Genomic DNA, 14470 nt, shown 5'->3' on the forward strand with positions numbered 1-14470 from the left:
ACCTTCGGCGCATGATTCCGGCTGAATGGGTGATATACCTTCATACAACACCTAAACAACACCACCACGGTCCACCCCATGTCCCGAGCCCACCCCCAATCCGGCCGCTCCCACCTGCGCCTGGCCATGCTGCCTGTCCTCTGCGGCATGCTCGTGTTGTCAGCCTGCAAGGGCGGCGGCCCCGCGCCCGAAGCCCAGGCCAAGAACGGGGCCGAGGCCAAGGCCGCCGACGCGGTGCCGGTGGAAGCGGTGACGGCCAGCCGCCGCGCCGTGGCCGCCAGCTACACCGGCACCACCACCCTGGAACCGCGTGCCGAGTCGCAGGTGGTCGCCAAGACCTCCGGCGTGGCGCTGGCGGTGATGGTCGAGGAAGGCCAGCAGATCAGTGCCGGGCAGGCGCTGGTGCGGCTGGATCCGGATCGCGCGCGCCTGGCCGTGGCCCAGGCCGAGGCGCAGATGCGCAAGCTGGAGAACAACTACCACCGCGCCCGCCAACTGGTCGATCAGCAGATGATCAGCGCCAACGACGTGGACCAGATCAAGTTCGACCTGGAGAACGCGCGCGCGCAGTACAACCTGACCAAGCTGGAACTGTCCTACACGACGGTGGTAGCCCCGATTTCCGGCACGATCGCGTCGCGCTCGATCAAGACCGGCAACTTCGTCCAGATCAACACGCCGATCTTCCGCATCGTCGACAACTCGAAGCTGGAAGCCACGCTCAACGTGCCCGAACGCGAACTGGCGACCCTGAAAGCCGGCCTGCCGGTCCTGTTGCAGGCCGACGCGTTGCCCGGCAAGACCTTCGAAGGCGTGGTCGATCGCGTCGCCAGCGTGGTGGATGCCGGCAGCGGCACCTTCCGGGTGGTCTGCGCGTTCGCCGACAAGACCCTGCAGCCGGGCATGTTCAGCCGCATCCGCATCGACTACGACCAGCGTGCCGATGCGCTGGTGGTGCCGCGCATCGCGCTGCTGGACGATGGCGATCCGGCGGTGTTCGTGGTCCGCGACGGCAAGGCCGCGCGGGTACCGGTGAAGCTGGGCTATGCCGATGGCGAATGGCTGGAAGTCCGGGAAGGCCTGAAGGCGGGCGATCGCGTGGTTACCGCCGGCAAGGTTGCCCTGCGCGATGGCAGCGCCGTGCAGGTGATCGGTGATCCCGCCCCGAAGGCGGTGGCTGCGAAGGATCAGGCCGTCGAGGCTGGTAGCAAGCAATGAGCGGCCATCCGGATCCCCATGAGACCCAGCCGCAGGGGCGGCTGGGCGGCGGCCTGGTGGAATTCTCCACCCGCCGCCGGGTGACCATCGCAATGATCACGGTCACCATGCTGCTGTTCGGCGTCATCGCCCTCGGCAGCCTGAAGGTCAACCTGCTGCCGGATCTGAGCTATCCCACCCTGACCGTGCGCACCGAGTACACCGGTGCGGCGCCGTCGGAAATCGAGACCCTGATTTCCGAGCCGGTCGAGGAAGCGCTGGGCGTGGTCAAGAACCTGCGCAAGCTCAAGTCGGTCTCGCGCACCGGCCAGAGCGACGTGGTGCTGGAATTCGCCTGGGGCACGGACATGGACCAGGCCAGCCTGGAAGTCCGCGACAAGATGGAAGTGCTGCAATTGCCGCTGGAGGCCAAGGCCCCGGTGCTGCTGCGCTTCAACCCGTCGACCGAGCCGATCGTCCGCCTGGCGCTGTCCAACAAGAACGCCCCGGCCAATGACGCCGACGCAGTGCGCCTGCTCACCGAGCTGCGCCGCTACGCCGACGACGATCTGAAGAAGAAGCTCGAGCCCGTCGAGGGTGTGGCCGCGGTCAAGGTCGGCGGCGGCCTGGAAGACGAGATCCAGGTCGACATCGATCAGCAGAAGCTGGCCCAGCTCAACCTGCCGATCGACAACGTCATCCAGCGCCTGCAGCAGGAGAACATCAACATCTCCGGCGGCCGCCTGGAAGAGGGTTCGCAGCGATACCTGGTGCGCACGGTCAACCAGTTCGCCACGGTCAACGAAATCCGCGAAATGCTGATCACCGCGCAGACCAACGGTGGCAGCAGCGCCGCGCAATCGGCGGCCGCGCAGATGGCGGCGATCGCCGCGTCCACGGGTTCGGCGGCGGCGATGGCCGCGGCGGCTTCGGTGCAGAGCGCGTCTTCGAGCGACACCAGCGCCATCGCCGGCGGCATGGCGGTGCGGCTGAAGGACGTCGCGGATGTCCGCCAGGGCTACAAGGAGCGCGAGGCGATCATCCGCCTGGCAGGCAAGGAAGCGGTGGAACTGGCCATCTACAAGGAAGGTGATGCCAACACCGTGTCCACCGCCGACGCGGTCAAGAAGAAGCTGGAGGAACTCAAGAGCCAGATTCCGCCGGACGTCGAGCTGACCACCATCGAGGACCAGTCGCTGTTCATCGAACACGCGATTGCCGACGTCAAGAAGGACGCGGTCATCGGCGGCATCCTGGCGATCCTGATCATCTTCATGTTCCTGCGAGACGGCTGGAGCACGTTCGTCATCAGCCTGTCGCTGCCGGTGTCGATCGTCACCACGTTCTTCTTCATGGACCAGTTGGACCTGAGCCTCAACGTCATGTCGCTTGGTGGCCTGGCGCTGGCGACCGGCCTGGTGGTGGACGATTCGATCGTGGTGCTGGAGAGCATCGCCAAGGCGCGCGAGCGTGGGCTGGGCATATTGCAGGCGGCGATCGCCGGCACCCGCGAGGTGAGCATGGCGGTGGTGGCGTCGACCCTGACCACGGTGGCGGTGTTCCTGCCGCTGGTGTTCGTGGAAGGCATCGCCGGCCAGTTGTTCCGCGATCAGGCGCTGACCGTGGCGATCGCCATCGCGATTTCGCTGGTGGTGGCGATGACCCTGATCCCGATGCTGAGCTCGCTCAAGGGGCGCCCGCCGCTGGCGTTCCCGGAGGAAGCGCCGCATCCGCGCTGGCAGCCGAAGTCGGCCTGGCAGCGTCCGTTCGCCTTCGTCAGCCACCTGATCGGGCTGGTGTTCCGCTCGGTGTTCTTCGGCATCGCCTGGTTCGTGGTCAAGGCGTGGCGCGGCGTGGTCGCGGTGGTCGGTCCGATCATGCGCAAGCTCAGCGACCTGGTGATGATGCCGTACAACGGCGCCGAGCGTGCCTACCTGCGCCTGTTGCCGGCCTCGCTGGCGCGGCCCTGGCTGGTGCTGGGCTTCGCCGCCACGGCATTTGGCCTGACCCTGCTGACGGTACCGATGCTGGGTGCGGATCTGATTCCGCAGTTGGCCCAGGATCGCTTCGAGATGACGGTCAAGCTGCCGCCGGGCACGCCGCTGAAGGAAACCGATGCGCTGGTCCGCGAGTTGCAGGAAAGGCACGCCAAGGATGACGGCGTACAGGCCCTATACGGCGTCAGTGGCAGCGGTACCCGCCTGGATGCCAGCCCGACCGAGAGCGGCGAGAACATCGGCAAGCTGACGGTGGTGATGGCCGGTGGTGGCAGCGAGAAGATCGAGGCCGCCGAGACCGAGCGCCTGCGCGCGACCATGCAGTCACACGCCGGCGTGCAGGTGGACTTCGCCCGTCCCGAACTGTTCAGTTTCTCCACCCCGCTGGAAGTGGAACTGCGCGGCCAGGATCTGGTGTCGATCGAGCAGGCCGGCCGCAAGCTGGCGGCGATGCTGCGCAACAATCCGCATTACGCCGACGTCAAGTCGACGGTGGAGGAGGGCTTCCCGGAGATCCAGATCCGCTTCGATCAGGAGCGCGCCGGTGCGCTGGGCCTGACTACCCGCCAGATTGCCGACGTGGTGGTGAAGAAGGTCCGCGGTGAAGTGGCCACGCGCTACAGCTTCCGCGATCGCAAGATCGACGTGCTGGTGCGCGCGCAGGAAACCGACCGCGCCAGCGTGGAGAGCATCCGCCGCCTGATCGTCAATCCCGGCAGCAGCCGGCCGGTAACCCTGGACGCGGTCGCCGACGTGGTGTCCACCACCGGTCCCAGCGAGATTCATCGCACCGACCAGATCCGGGTGGCGATCGTGTCGGCCAACCTGCGCGACATCGACCTGGGCGGCGCCGTCGCCGAGGTGCGCGACATGGTCGCCAAGGAACCGCTGGGCGCGGCCATCGGCATGCACATCGGCGGACAGGGCGAGGAACTCGCCGAGTCGGTGCGCTCGCTGCTGTTCGCGTTCGCCCTGGCGGTGTTCCTGGTCTACCTGGTGATGGCCTCGCAGTTCGAGTCGCTGCTGCATCCGTTCGTCATCCTGTTCACCATCCCGCTGGCCCTGGTCGGCGCGGTGCTGGCGCTGCTGATGACGCGCTCGCCGGTGTCGGTGGTGGTCTTCATCGGTCTGATCCTGTTGGTTGGCCTGGTGGTGAAGAACGCGATCATCCTGATCGACAAGGTGAACCAGTTGCGCGAGGCCGGCGTGGCCAAGCGCGAGGCGCTGATCGAAGGTGCGCGTTCCCGCCTGCGGCCGATCGTGATGACCACGCTGTGCACCTTGTTCGGCTTCCTGCCGCTCGCGGTGGCGCCGCTGTTCGGCAGCCCGGGCGCCGAGGTACGTTCGCCGATGGCCATCACCGTGATCGGTGGCCTGCTGGTGTCGACCCTGCTGACCCTGCTGGTCATCCCGGTGGTCTACAACCTGCTGGACCGCCGCGCCGATGACTACTACCTGGAGCGCGGCCGTCGCAACCGCGCCTCGGCCGAAGGCATCGATGGTGAAGGTGGCCAAGCCGCCGCGGAGCATGCATGAGCGTCGCCGAGTTCAGCATCAAGCGGCCGGTCACGACGGTCATGTTCTTCGTGTCCTTGTTCGTGATCGGCATGATCGCGGCGATCCGGCTGCCGCTGGAAGCGTTCCCGGACGTGTCGCCGCCGTTCATCATGGTGCAGTTGCCGTACACCGGCTCGACCCCGGAAGAGGTCGAGCGCACGGTGTTGCGGCCGGTCGAGGAAACCCTCTCGACCATGACCGGCATCAAGCGGATGGACAGCTCCGCGCGCTCGGACGGGGCCAACATCTTCATCCAGTTCTCAGACTGGGATCGCGACGTGGCCATCGCCGCCTCGGAGGCGCGCGAGCGCATCGACGCCATCCGCGACGATCTGCCGGATGACCTCCAGCGCTACTTCGTCTTCAAGTTCTCCACCACCGACGAGCCAATCCTGCGGGTACGCCTGGCCAGCGCCACCGACCTGACCGGCGCGTACGACATGATCGATCGCGAGTTCAAGCGTCGGCTGGAACGCATTCCCGGCGTGGCGCGGGTGGAAGTCTCCGGCGCGCCGGCCAACGAAGTGGAAATCGCGATCGAGCCGGATCGCCTGACCGCGCATAATCTCAGCCTCAACGAGCTGACCACTCGCCTGCAGGCGGTCAACTTCTCGGTGTCGGCCGGGCAGATCACCGACGGTGGCCGTCGCCTGCGCGTGCAGCCGGTCGGCGAGCTGGCCGATCTCGAGCAGCTGCGCGCGTTGGTGCTGAACAACAACGGCCTGCGCCTGGGCGACATCGCCGAGGTCCGGCTCAAGCCGGCGCGCATGGACTATGGCCGGCGCCTGGATGGGCGCGCGGCGGTGGGCCTGGACATCTTCAAGGAGCGCAACGCCAATCTGGTGGAAGTCTCCAGCGCGGCGCTGAAGGAAGTGGAGGCGATTCGCGAAAGCCCGGCACTGAACGACGTGCAGGTGCTGGTAATGGACAACCAGGGTGACAACGTCACCTCCTCACTGCTGAGCCTGGCCGAGGCCGGCGGTATCGGCCTGGTGCTGTCTATCGCGGTGCTGTTCTTCTTCCTGCGTCATTGGCCGTCGACGCTGATGGTGACCCTGGCGATTCCGATCTGTTTCGTGATGACCCTGGGTTTCATGTACTTCGCCGGGGTCACCCTGAATATCCTCAGCATGATGGGCCTGCTGCTGGCGGTGGGCATGCTGGTGGACAACGCGGTGGTCGTGGTGGAGAGCATCTACCAGGAACGCGAGCGGATACCGGGACAACCGGTACTGGCCTCGATCATTGGCACCCGCCACGTCGCCATCGCGCTGTCGGCGGGCACGCTCTGCCACTGCATCGTGTTTTTGCCGACGATGTTCGGCGACCGCAACATGCTGAGCATCTTCCTGACCCAGATCGCGATCACCATCTCGGTGTCGCTGCTGGCGTCGTGGCTGGTGGCGGTGAGCCTGATTCCCATGATTTCCGCGCGGCTCAAGACGCCACCGGCGGTCAGCAAGCCAGACGGCCTGATCCCGCGCATGCAGCGCCGCTATGCCGGCCTGCTGCGCTGGACCCTGGTCCATCGCGGCTGGAGCGTGCTGGGCATCCTGCTGATCATCGCGGCCAGCGTAGTGCCGATGACCCAGATGAAGACCAACATGTTCGGTGGCGAGGATGCCGGCGAGACCCGCATCTTCTACCAGTGGAAGGGCGCCTACACCAAGGAGCAGATGTCGCAGGAAGTCGGCAAGATCGAGGCCTATCTGGAAGCCAACCGCAAGCGCTTCAAAATCACCCAGATCTACTCGTTCTTCAGCGAGCAGGGCTGGGGCGGCACCAACATCAAGCTCGACACCAAGGACATCACCGAGAGCAAGCAGCTGATCGATGCCATCCGCAAGGATCTGCCGAAGTCGGCGCGGGCCAACGTCGGCATCGGCGACCAGGGCGGGCCGGGCGGCGGTGGCGGCCAGCAGGCGCAGAGCGTGTCGGTGCAACTGGTGGGCGACTCCACCCAGACCCTGACCGAACTGGCCAACGAGGTCGTGCCGATCCTGGCCAAGCGCAAGGAGCTGACCGACGTACGCGTGAACAGCGGCGATCGCAACAGTGAACTGGCCGTGCGGGTGGATCGCGAGCGTGCGCTGGCGTTTGGTTTCAGTGCGCAGGAAGTGGGGCGTTTTGTGGAACTGGCCCTGCGCGGCGCGCCGCTGCGCGAGTTCCGCCGCGGCGAGAACGAGGTGCCGGTGTGGGTGCGTTTCTCCGGCGCCGAGCACTACGGCTCCGAGGACCTCGAATCGTTCACCGTGCGCGCCCCCGACGGTCGCAGCGTGCCGTTGCTGGCAATGGTCGACGTGGTCATCAAGCCTTCGGCGAACGAGGTACAGCGTTCCAATCGCCAGACCACGCTGACCATCCAGGCCAACCTGGCCGACAAGGTCTCGATGCCGGAAGCGCGCAAGGCGATGGAGGATACCCTCAAGCCGTTGGCCTATCCGCCGGGTTACGCCTACAGCTTCGATGGTGGCGGCTTCCAGGAGGATCAGGAAGCCATGCAGCAGATGATGTTCAACGTGCTGCTCGCCCTGATCATGATCTACGTGGTGATGGCGGCGGTGTTCGAGTCGCTGCTGTTCCCCTCCGCGATCATGAGCGGCGTGCTGTTCTCGGTGCTGGGCGTGTTCTGGCTGTTCTGGCTGACCGGCACCGAGTTCAACATCATGGCCTTCATCGGCATCCTGGTGCTGATGGGCGTGGTGGTTAACAACGGCATCGTGATGATCGAGCACATCAACAACCTGCGACGGCGCGGCATGTCCCGCACCGATGCGCTGGTAGAAGGCAGCCGTGAGCGGCTGCGCCCGATCATGATGACGATGGGCACGGCGATCCTGGCGATGGTGCCGATTGCGATCAGCAACACCCAACTGGCCGGCGACGGTCCGCCTTACTTCCCGATGGCGCGTGCCATCGCTGGCGGCCTGGCGTTCTCCACAGTGGCCAGCCTGTTGTTCCTGCCGACCATCTACGCGCTTCTCGACGATCTGCGCAGCGGTACGGTCCGGGCGCTCCGGCGTGCGCGTGGCAAGGGCGATGCGCCGGCGGCCGCCAGCCTGACCGCGTTGCATACGGAATAGCGCGGACAGCGTGGTTGACGGAAAAGCCGGCGCAAGCCGGCTTTTCTGTTTGAAGAATGAAGCAGTTGGCGAAGGCGAGTCTTCCCGGCATCTTTCCGCAGGGGCAGGCACCCACGCGGCGCGCGTCTACTTCTCCACGAAGGCGCGTTCGAACACGTAATCGCCGGGATGACCGGTGCGGGGCGAGCACTGGAACCCGCGCTGATCCAGCAGGGCGCGGATTTCCGCGAGCATCGACGGGCTGCCGCAGATCATGAAGCGATCGCGGGCCGGATGCAGCGCGTGCAATCCGGATGTTTCCGCGAGGCGACCATCGGCGATCTGAGCGGTAAGCCGGCCATGGTTGCGGAAAGCTTCGCGGGTTACCGTCGGGTGGTAGATCAGTTTCCGCCGGATCTGATCGCCCAGGAATGGATGCGCCGGCAGGTCCCGCTCGATGAAATCCGAGTAGGCCAGGTCGCTGATGTGGCGGACGCCATGTGCCACGATGACTTTCTCGTAGCGTTCGTAGGTTTCCGGATCCTGGATGATGCTCATGAAGGGCGCCAGGCCCGTACCCGTGCCGAGCAGGTAGAGATGGCGCCCCGGATGCAGGTCATGCAGAACCAGCGTACCCGTCGGCTTGCGGCTGACTAGTACCGGATCGCCTACCTGAAGATGCTGCAGCCGGGACGTCAACTGGCCGTCCTGGACCTTGATGCTGAAGAATTCGAGATGTTCTTCCCAATGCGGGCTGGCAATGCTGTAGGCCCGCATCAGGGGGCGACCTTCGACCTCGAGGCCGATCATGACGAAGTGTCCGCTCTCGAAGCGCAGGCCCGGATCGCGGGTGGTGCGGAACGAGAACAGGCTGTCGTTCCAGTGGTGGACGTGGGTGACGCGCTCAATCGCGTGCAGGCTCATCAATCGGCTCCGACGAGGGGTAAGGGGAGGGACCGGCGATCACGCCAGCCATCTGTGGATCGCCATCAGCACGACGAGACCGGCCAGGGACCCGGCAACGCCAGCCAGCCAGCGTGGCCGATAGGGCAGGACACCCAGCGTCAGCGACAAACCGGCGGCAGTCATCGCACCCAGCCAGATCACCGGGCCGCGCGCCCAGTCTTCGGCCTGGCCGGCCACCAGCAGGGCCAGCGCCAGCAGGCCCCAGCCTAGCCAGCGCCACTGGCGCATCCGGCCGGCACCGGCCCGTGCGGTGCCATGCAGATCCATCTGATGCTTTTCCATCGACAGGCACAGCGCCGCGAAACCGGCGTAGGCGAGGGCCGTCAGCAGTAGGAACAGGAGCGTGCTCATGCGCCTGCTCCGGCCGGCCCGGTGTCCACGACGTTGGCGCTCTGCCGCCGCCGCGCCGCCGCGCTTGCAGGCGGTTGCCAGCGCTGCATCCGCCGGCCGGCACAGGCCAGACCGGCGCCGAGTGCGAACATGGCGAGATCAAAACCGGCCATCACCCAGTCGCGCTGCGCGAGCGAGACACCCAGGTGCGTCGAGGTGGTCAGCGCGTTGAGCACCGGCAGAAGCAGGAACAGCAGTGCGCCGGCATAGAGCTGCCAGGCCCACATGGCGCGTTTCGGCCAGGCGAACGCGGCCAGCAGCGCCACTGCCCAGACCGCGAAAAACACGTTCGCCTCGGCGGACGCACGCTCGGCGATCGCCAGCGGCAGCAGCCGATTGCCCCAGAAGTAAGCCGCGAACGCGATCGGTAGGCCCGCGACCGTGCCGATGTTGAGCGCATCCACCAGGCGCAGGCCGAAACCGATGCGCCCCGCCTTCAGGTGTTTGGGACGCTCCTTGATGGCCCACAGGATCACGCCGCTGGCGACCATCAGGCAGCCAGCGAGTCCGGACAGGAAGAACAGCAGGCGCAACAGCGGGTCGGCAAAGCGGGCCAAGTGCAGGCCGTACATCACGCCGCGGGTCCGGGTGGCGCCGCCCGGCGCGGGCGTGGCGTCCAGCAGCTGTCCGGTGACGCCATCGAAACGCACCGACGGCGTGTCGATTGACAGGCGTTTGCCGGTGCGCTGGAACACTTCGACGATCGCATGGGCGTCGCCAGGATGGTGGATGGTGAACCCGCCCGGCTCGTCGCCCTGCCAATGCAGGCGGGAAGCCTCGAGAAGGTGCGCGATGTCCGCGCCGGCCGTGGGCGTTCCCGCCGCCGTGCGCGGTTCGCCGAACTGGGCGAACGCGGCGCTGAAGAACGCATCCTCGTCGGCCGGGTAGGCCGCCTTCACGCCCCAGGGCAGGTACATGAACATCAGGGTGACGATGCCGGTGTAGGTAATCATCGCGTGGTACGGCAGCGCCATCACCGCGCTGACATTGTGGAAATCCAGCCAGGAACGCTGGCCCTTGCCGGGCCGGAAAGTGAAGAAGTCCTTGAAGATCTTCTTGTGGGTGATCACGCCGGTGATGATCGCTACCAGCATGAACATCGCGCAGAAACCGACCAGGTAACGCGCCCACACCACCGGGATGTAGTGCAGGTCGAAATGCAGGCGGTAGAAGAAATCGCCGCCACGGGTTTCGCGCGCGGCGATTGCTTCGCCGGTGTCGGGGTTGACCGTGGCGTCGCCGAAGCGGCCACCGCGGCGGCCCCGCCGTTTGCCGTCGTCCGTGGGCGTGGCGGACTCGGGATTGCGCCAGAACATCCGCAAGGTGCCGGTGCGTTCATCTGGCAGGGTGACGGTCCAGCTTTCGGCCCGCGCCGCGTGCCGTTGCAGGTATTGAAGCGCACGCTCGGCCGCTTCCGGCCCCCGCGCGAGGGTGCTGGGCACCTCCGGACGCATCCAGCGGCTGATTTCCTCGCGGTAATAGCTGGCGGTACCGGCCATGAAAATCAGCAGCAGCAGCCAGCCGACCAGCAAGCCTGTCCAGGTATGCAGCCAGGCCATCGACTGGCGGAAACCCTGCTTCATGCCGCAGGTCCCAGCCAGGTCGTGCCCACGCCCATCAGCAGCGCGGGCAGGGCGATGCCGATCCAGGCGCGCAGGGCGGTGCGTACCGCGAACGCCCACAGCGCGGCGCAGGCGCAGACGACGATCGCGACCAGCATGCCTGTCAGCACGGCCTGGGCGCGATCCATCGGCAACGCCAGGGCGAGGCAGGACGAGGTGGTGGCGGCCAGCGCGTAGCCACCAAGGATGGCCGCGAGGCTGCGCGAGGCGATGCCGACGCGCGGGTGCCTGAACACGCCGGCAAGGCGTCGGGGACGAGGGGAGAAAAGAGGTTTCACGAACGCATCCAGGCTTGAAGCAGGAAAGGCAGGCGGCTTCGCCACCTGCCCGGGAGCCGCCTTCCCTGGCGGCGGCCGACGCCATCGGGCGCCGGTGTCCATCCCTCTACAACGGGCCAGGCCACCGCATCCCTCAAGGATTGCCAGGGGGGGGCGGTCGATGCCGGGTTCAGAGGTGGATGCGCAGGTTCAGGGTGATGTTGCGCGGCTCGCCCCAATGCACGCCGTTGTAGAAACCCATCCGGCTGTAATACGCCTTGTCCAGCAGGTTGTTGACGTTGAGGCTGGCGGTGATGTTGTCGCTGAAGCGATAGCTGGCCGACAGGTTGAGCAGGTGGAAGGACGGTTGCTCCAGCGGCGCACGCTGGGTGATTGGGGTGCCGTCCGGATTGTATGCACCCGTCGGGCGATTGCCGGTGCCGGTGAGCTTGCCCTGCCAGGTGACGCCGCCGCCCACGCTCAGCCGGTTCCAGCGACCGGGCAGGCGGTAGTAGGTGTTAAGCCGGAACAGATCCACCGGCTGCATGGTGTTGATACGCACGCCGGCCGCGTTCTCCGCCTTGGCGTGGGTGAAACCGCCGGCGATGTTCCAGTCTTCATTGATCTGGCCCTGCACCTCCAGTTCCCAGCCTTCCACCTTGTTGCCCTTGCCGGTGGACTTGTAGGCATAGGTCGGCGAACCGTTGATGATCCGCGGCGGCACCGAGTCGTCGATCTCGGCCAGGTTGTCCTGCTCGCTGCGGAATACCGCGGCGCTGGCGTTCAGGCCGCCATTGAAGAACTCGCCCTTCAGGCCCAGCTCGTAGCTGTCGCCCTCGTTCGGATCCAGGTAGCGGTTGTTCCTGTCGCGGTATTCCTGCGGCTTGAAGATGTTGGTGTAGCTGCCGTACACGGTGAGGGTGTCGTTGATGTCGTACAGCATGCCGGCGTAGGGCGTCAGCACGTCATCGACCTTGTAGCCATTGCGCGCTTCCAGGATCCCGGCGGGGTTGTAGCGTTCCTCGCTGGCGGTTTCCCAACTGCTGTAGCGTGCGCCGACCACGGCCTTGAGGGCGTCGGTGAAGTTCAGGCGCGCGGCGAAGAAGCCTGCGGTCTGCTTGACCCGGGAGCGGTAGCTGTCGTGGCCGTAGCGGATGCTGTCGAAGCGGGGCACGTTACCGTCCCAGGTCCGCCAGTCGGGAATGCGCAGGTAATCGTCCCAACTGGCGTAGCCGGCGGGCAGCACGTTCTCGGTGTAGGGCGTGTATTCGCGCTGGGTCAGCGTGCTGTAACCGAACAGCAGTGTGTGCTCGCGGCCGAACAGACGCAGCGGACCGCTGGCGTTGAACTCCAGCGCGTCGCTGCGCGTGCTGCCGAGGAAATAGGAGTTCCAGACGGTGATGCCGCTGCCGTCGGCACGCGGGAAACCGTTGCCGCCGTAGAACATGTAGCCGTCGGTTCCGCTGTCCGCGCGGGTGTAGGCGAGCCTGGCCAGCCAGCCATTGGCGAAGGACTGTTCCAGGCGGGCGAAGGCCTGGCGATCTTCGCGGGGCCAGGAACTCCACCGGGCCGACAGGTTGGTGCGGCGTGGCAACCGCGCCAGGCTGCCGTCGGCGTTCCAGTAGGGCACCGTGCCCCAGGTGGCGCCCTGGGTTTCCGGCGACTGGTAGTCGTAGCCGGCGGTCAACAACGTGCGTGCCGTCAGGTCGGCTTCGATCACGCCGTACAGCACATTCTTGTCGAGCGTGTAGAAGTCACGCCACGAATCGCTCTGCTGTTTGGCGGCCACCAGCCGGCCGCGCAACCGTCCGTTCCATCCCAGCGGCCCGCTGATGTCGGTTTCGAAGCGGTGGTTGCTCCAGCGACCCACGGTGAGGCCGGTGGTCATCGCGAACTCGGAGGTCGGTCGCTTGCGGATGAGGTTGATCGTGCCGGAGGGGTCACCGGCGCCGGTGGTCAGGCCGGTGGCGCCGCGGACCACTTCGATGCGTTCGTACACCGCCGAATCACCGTCGGCCTTCACATAGCCGCCGGTGTTGAGCATGCCGTCGACCTGGATATTGCTGATGGCGTAGCCGCGCGAGTTGTAGTTGACGCGTTCGCTGTCGGTGTACTGGACGAACACGCCGGTGACCTGCTGCATCACGCCGGACAGGCTGAACAATCCCATGTCGTCCAGGCGCTGGCGGGTGATGACGGTGACCGACTGCGGGGTTTCGCGCAGGGACAGATTCAACTTGGTCGCGCTGCCGGTTTCGCGGATCGTATAGGAGTTCTTGTTTTCCTTTTCACCGTGGACTTCGATCGCATCCAGCGTCGTCGGTCCGTCCGAGGCGGCCTGCGCGCGGGCGAGTCCAGGCAGCAGCGCGCACGCCAGGGCGATGGCCTGGGCCAGGGGATGGCGGAAAGGAAGCGTGGGAACGGGGGTGGGGGACATGATGTGATTCCTGAAATGGCGTGGTGTTCGCCCCGGGTGGGGTGCGCACGTACAACGCGCCAGCAATGGGAATCACTCAACGGGCAGAACGCCGTCTCAACGCAACAGGCAGTAGATCACCACGCAACACAGCAACAACGCCGCGACCGCCATCCACGTGGGTTGCCCGGCGCGGGACGGGGGCGTGGAAGTAATATGACTAAACTCGCTCGCGAGCATGCGCGCGGGTTGTTCCAGTTGCTCGGACAACTGCAGCGTCTCTTCCCACGCGGTCTGGTGTGCGGGTTCACCCAGCCATGCCAGGAATCGTTCCTGCTCGGCCTCCTCCATCGGCACACCCGAATGCAGGCGCACGTGCCAGGCAATGGCCTGGTCGGAGGGGGAAGGAGTTGGGCTCTCGTGGGGTGCCGACATGGGTGCCTGGGAGCGGTGGCCAGTATGTGGATCAGGTCAACGTGTAACGTTCACCGGCGACCGCGGTTGACTCGGCCTGTGCCTGCCGGCGCAGGAAATCGCGGCAGCGATGCATGGCCAGCATCATCTCCTTTTCGACCGTGCTGGTCGATACGCCGAGCGCCTGGCCGATTTGCGGGTAGGTCCAGCCATCGATGCGTTGCATGAGGAACACCCGGCGCGTGCGCGGCGGCAGTTCGCGCAGGGTTTGCAGCAGTCCTTCCAGACGCGCGCGGCTGTCCGCCATCTGTTCCGGGGATGCGGAGGAAACGTCGGTATCGTGGCTGGCTTGGCGTGCATGCTCGTGGCGCACGCGCCGGGATCGCAGATGATCCAGCGCCAGGTTCTGCGCGGTGCGGAACACCAGGCTGAGATCCGCTTCACCCAGATGGCGATCCTTCAGCCGCAGGTAGGTGTCCTGCACGATGTCCTCGGCCGTGCTGTCGCAGCCGACGATCCGTCGGGCGAGGTGAACGATGCGCTGGCGCTCGCGGACGAAAACGCGGGTAAACCCATCCATGCCGTCTGCTTT

10 protein-coding genes are annotated in these 14470 nt (G+C 66.1%); 3 read left to right on the forward strand and 7 right to left on the reverse strand.

All coding sequences use genetic code 11. The annotated features are described in order from the left end of the window. The first annotated feature begins 147 nt into the window (after window positions 1-147). From FG323_RS01405 to FG323_RS01415, 3 genes are read left to right on the forward strand one after another with little or no spacing between them, the layout of a single operon-like run. Window positions 148-1218 (forward strand): efflux RND transporter periplasmic adaptor subunit, encoded by a 1071-nt coding sequence (locus FG323_RS01405; RefSeq protein ID WP_255469984.1) that lies wholly within the window; start codon window positions 148-150, stop codon window positions 1216-1218. Then, window positions 1215-4730 carry an efflux RND transporter permease subunit gene (locus FG323_RS01410; protein ID WP_141452651.1) on the forward strand — a complete coding sequence of 1172 codons (3516 nt, stop codon included), beginning with the start codon at window positions 1215-1217 and terminating at the stop codon, window positions 4728-4730. Before FG323_RS01405 ends, FG323_RS01410 begins: the two co-directional genes overlap by 4 nt. Next, a complete protein-coding gene (locus FG323_RS01415; protein WP_141452652.1) occupies window positions 4727-7834 on the forward strand; it encodes an efflux RND transporter permease subunit in 3108 nt (1035 codons plus the stop codon). The genes FG323_RS01410 and FG323_RS01415 overlap by 4 nt, the downstream gene beginning before the upstream one ends. Window positions 7835-7960: 126 nt before the next feature. Here FG323_RS01415 and FG323_RS01420 read toward each other — a convergent pair whose 3' ends face one another. The 7 genes from FG323_RS01420 to FG323_RS01450 all read right to left on the reverse strand — a co-directional run bounded on the left by FG323_RS01420 (window position 7961) and on the right by FG323_RS01450 (window position 14458). Beyond that, the gene (locus tag FG323_RS01420) at window positions 7961-8737 is read right to left on the reverse strand and encodes a ferredoxin--NADP reductase (protein WP_141452653.1); all 777 of its coding nucleotides are present in this window, start codon (window positions 8735-8737) and stop codon (window positions 7961-7963) included. A gap of 39 nt (window positions 8738-8776) precedes the next feature. Then, the gene (locus FG323_RS01425; protein WP_141452654.1) at window positions 8777-9130 is read right to left on the reverse strand and encodes a DUF3325 domain-containing protein; all 354 of its coding nucleotides are present in this window, start codon (window positions 9128-9130) and stop codon (window positions 8777-8779) included. Next, entirely contained in the window at window positions 9127-10752 is a 1626-nt protein-coding gene (locus FG323_RS01430; RefSeq protein ID WP_141452655.1) for a PepSY-associated TM helix domain-containing protein, read from the reverse strand. The genes FG323_RS01425 and FG323_RS01430 overlap by 4 nt, the downstream gene beginning before the upstream one ends. Further along, the gene (locus FG323_RS01435; RefSeq protein ID WP_249887965.1) at window positions 10749-11069 is read right to left on the reverse strand and encodes a DUF3649 domain-containing protein; all 321 of its coding nucleotides are present in this window, start codon (window positions 11067-11069) and stop codon (window positions 10749-10751) included. The genes FG323_RS01430 and FG323_RS01435 overlap by 4 nt, the downstream gene beginning before the upstream one ends. Before the next feature lie 169 nt (window positions 11070-11238). After that, window positions 11239-13485 carry a TonB-dependent siderophore receptor gene (locus tag FG323_RS01440; RefSeq protein WP_141452657.1) on the reverse strand — a complete coding sequence of 749 codons (2247 nt, stop codon included), beginning with the start codon at window positions 13483-13485 and terminating at the stop codon, window positions 11239-11241. A 96-nt stretch (window positions 13486-13581) separates the two neighbouring features. Further along, window positions 13582-13899, reverse strand: coding sequence for a DUF4880 domain-containing protein (locus FG323_RS01445; RefSeq protein WP_141452658.1), 318 nt, complete (start codon window positions 13897-13899; stop codon window positions 13582-13584). A 31-nt stretch (window positions 13900-13930) separates the two neighbouring features. Further along, window positions 13931-14458: a sigma-70 family RNA polymerase sigma factor gene (locus FG323_RS01450; RefSeq protein WP_141452659.1), complete on the reverse strand. Its 528-nt coding sequence runs from the start codon at window positions 14456-14458 to the stop codon at window positions 13931-13933. Window positions 14459-14470 lie beyond the last annotated feature (12 nt).

It is taken from the genome of Pseudoxanthomonas sp. z9, from assembly GCF_006542425.1.
GTDB lineage: Bacteria > Pseudomonadota > Gammaproteobacteria > Xanthomonadales > Xanthomonadaceae > Pseudoxanthomonas_A.

What these genes read in the sequence shown, in the direction of transcription:
- FG323_RS01425 (WP_141452654.1), bottom strand. Translation starts at nt 9,130, where the DNA reads ATGAGCACGCTCCTGTTCCTACTGCTGACGGCCCTCGCCTACGCCGGT.
- FG323_RS01450 (WP_141452659.1), bottom strand. Translation starts at nt 14,458, where the DNA reads ATGGATGGGTTTACCCGCGTTTTCGTCCGCGAGCGCCAGCGCATCGTT.
- FG323_RS01410 (WP_141452651.1), top strand. Translation starts at nt 1,215, where the DNA reads ATGAGCGGCCATCCGGATCCCCATGAGACCCAGCCGCAGGGGCGGCTG.
- FG323_RS01430 (WP_141452655.1), bottom strand. Translation starts at nt 10,752, where the DNA reads ATGAAGCAGGGTTTCCGCCAGTCGATGGCCTGGCTGCATACCTGGACA.
- FG323_RS01420 (WP_141452653.1), bottom strand. Translation starts at nt 8,737, where the DNA reads ATGAGCCTGCACGCGATTGAGCGCGTCACCCACGTCCACCACTGGAAC.
- FG323_RS01445 (WP_141452658.1), bottom strand. Translation starts at nt 13,899, where the DNA reads ATGTCGGCACCCCACGAGAGCCCAACTCCTTCCCCCTCCGACCAGGCC.
- FG323_RS01415 (WP_141452652.1), top strand. Translation starts at nt 4,727, where the DNA reads ATGAGCGTCGCCGAGTTCAGCATCAAGCGGCCGGTCACGACGGTCATG.
- FG323_RS01440 (WP_141452657.1), bottom strand. Translation starts at nt 13,485, where the DNA reads ATGTCCCCCACCCCCGTTCCCACGCTTCCTTTCCGCCATCCCCTGGCC.
- FG323_RS01405 (WP_255469984.1), top strand. Translation starts at nt 148, where the DNA reads ATGCTCGTGTTGTCAGCCTGCAAGGGCGGCGGCCCCGCGCCCGAAGCC.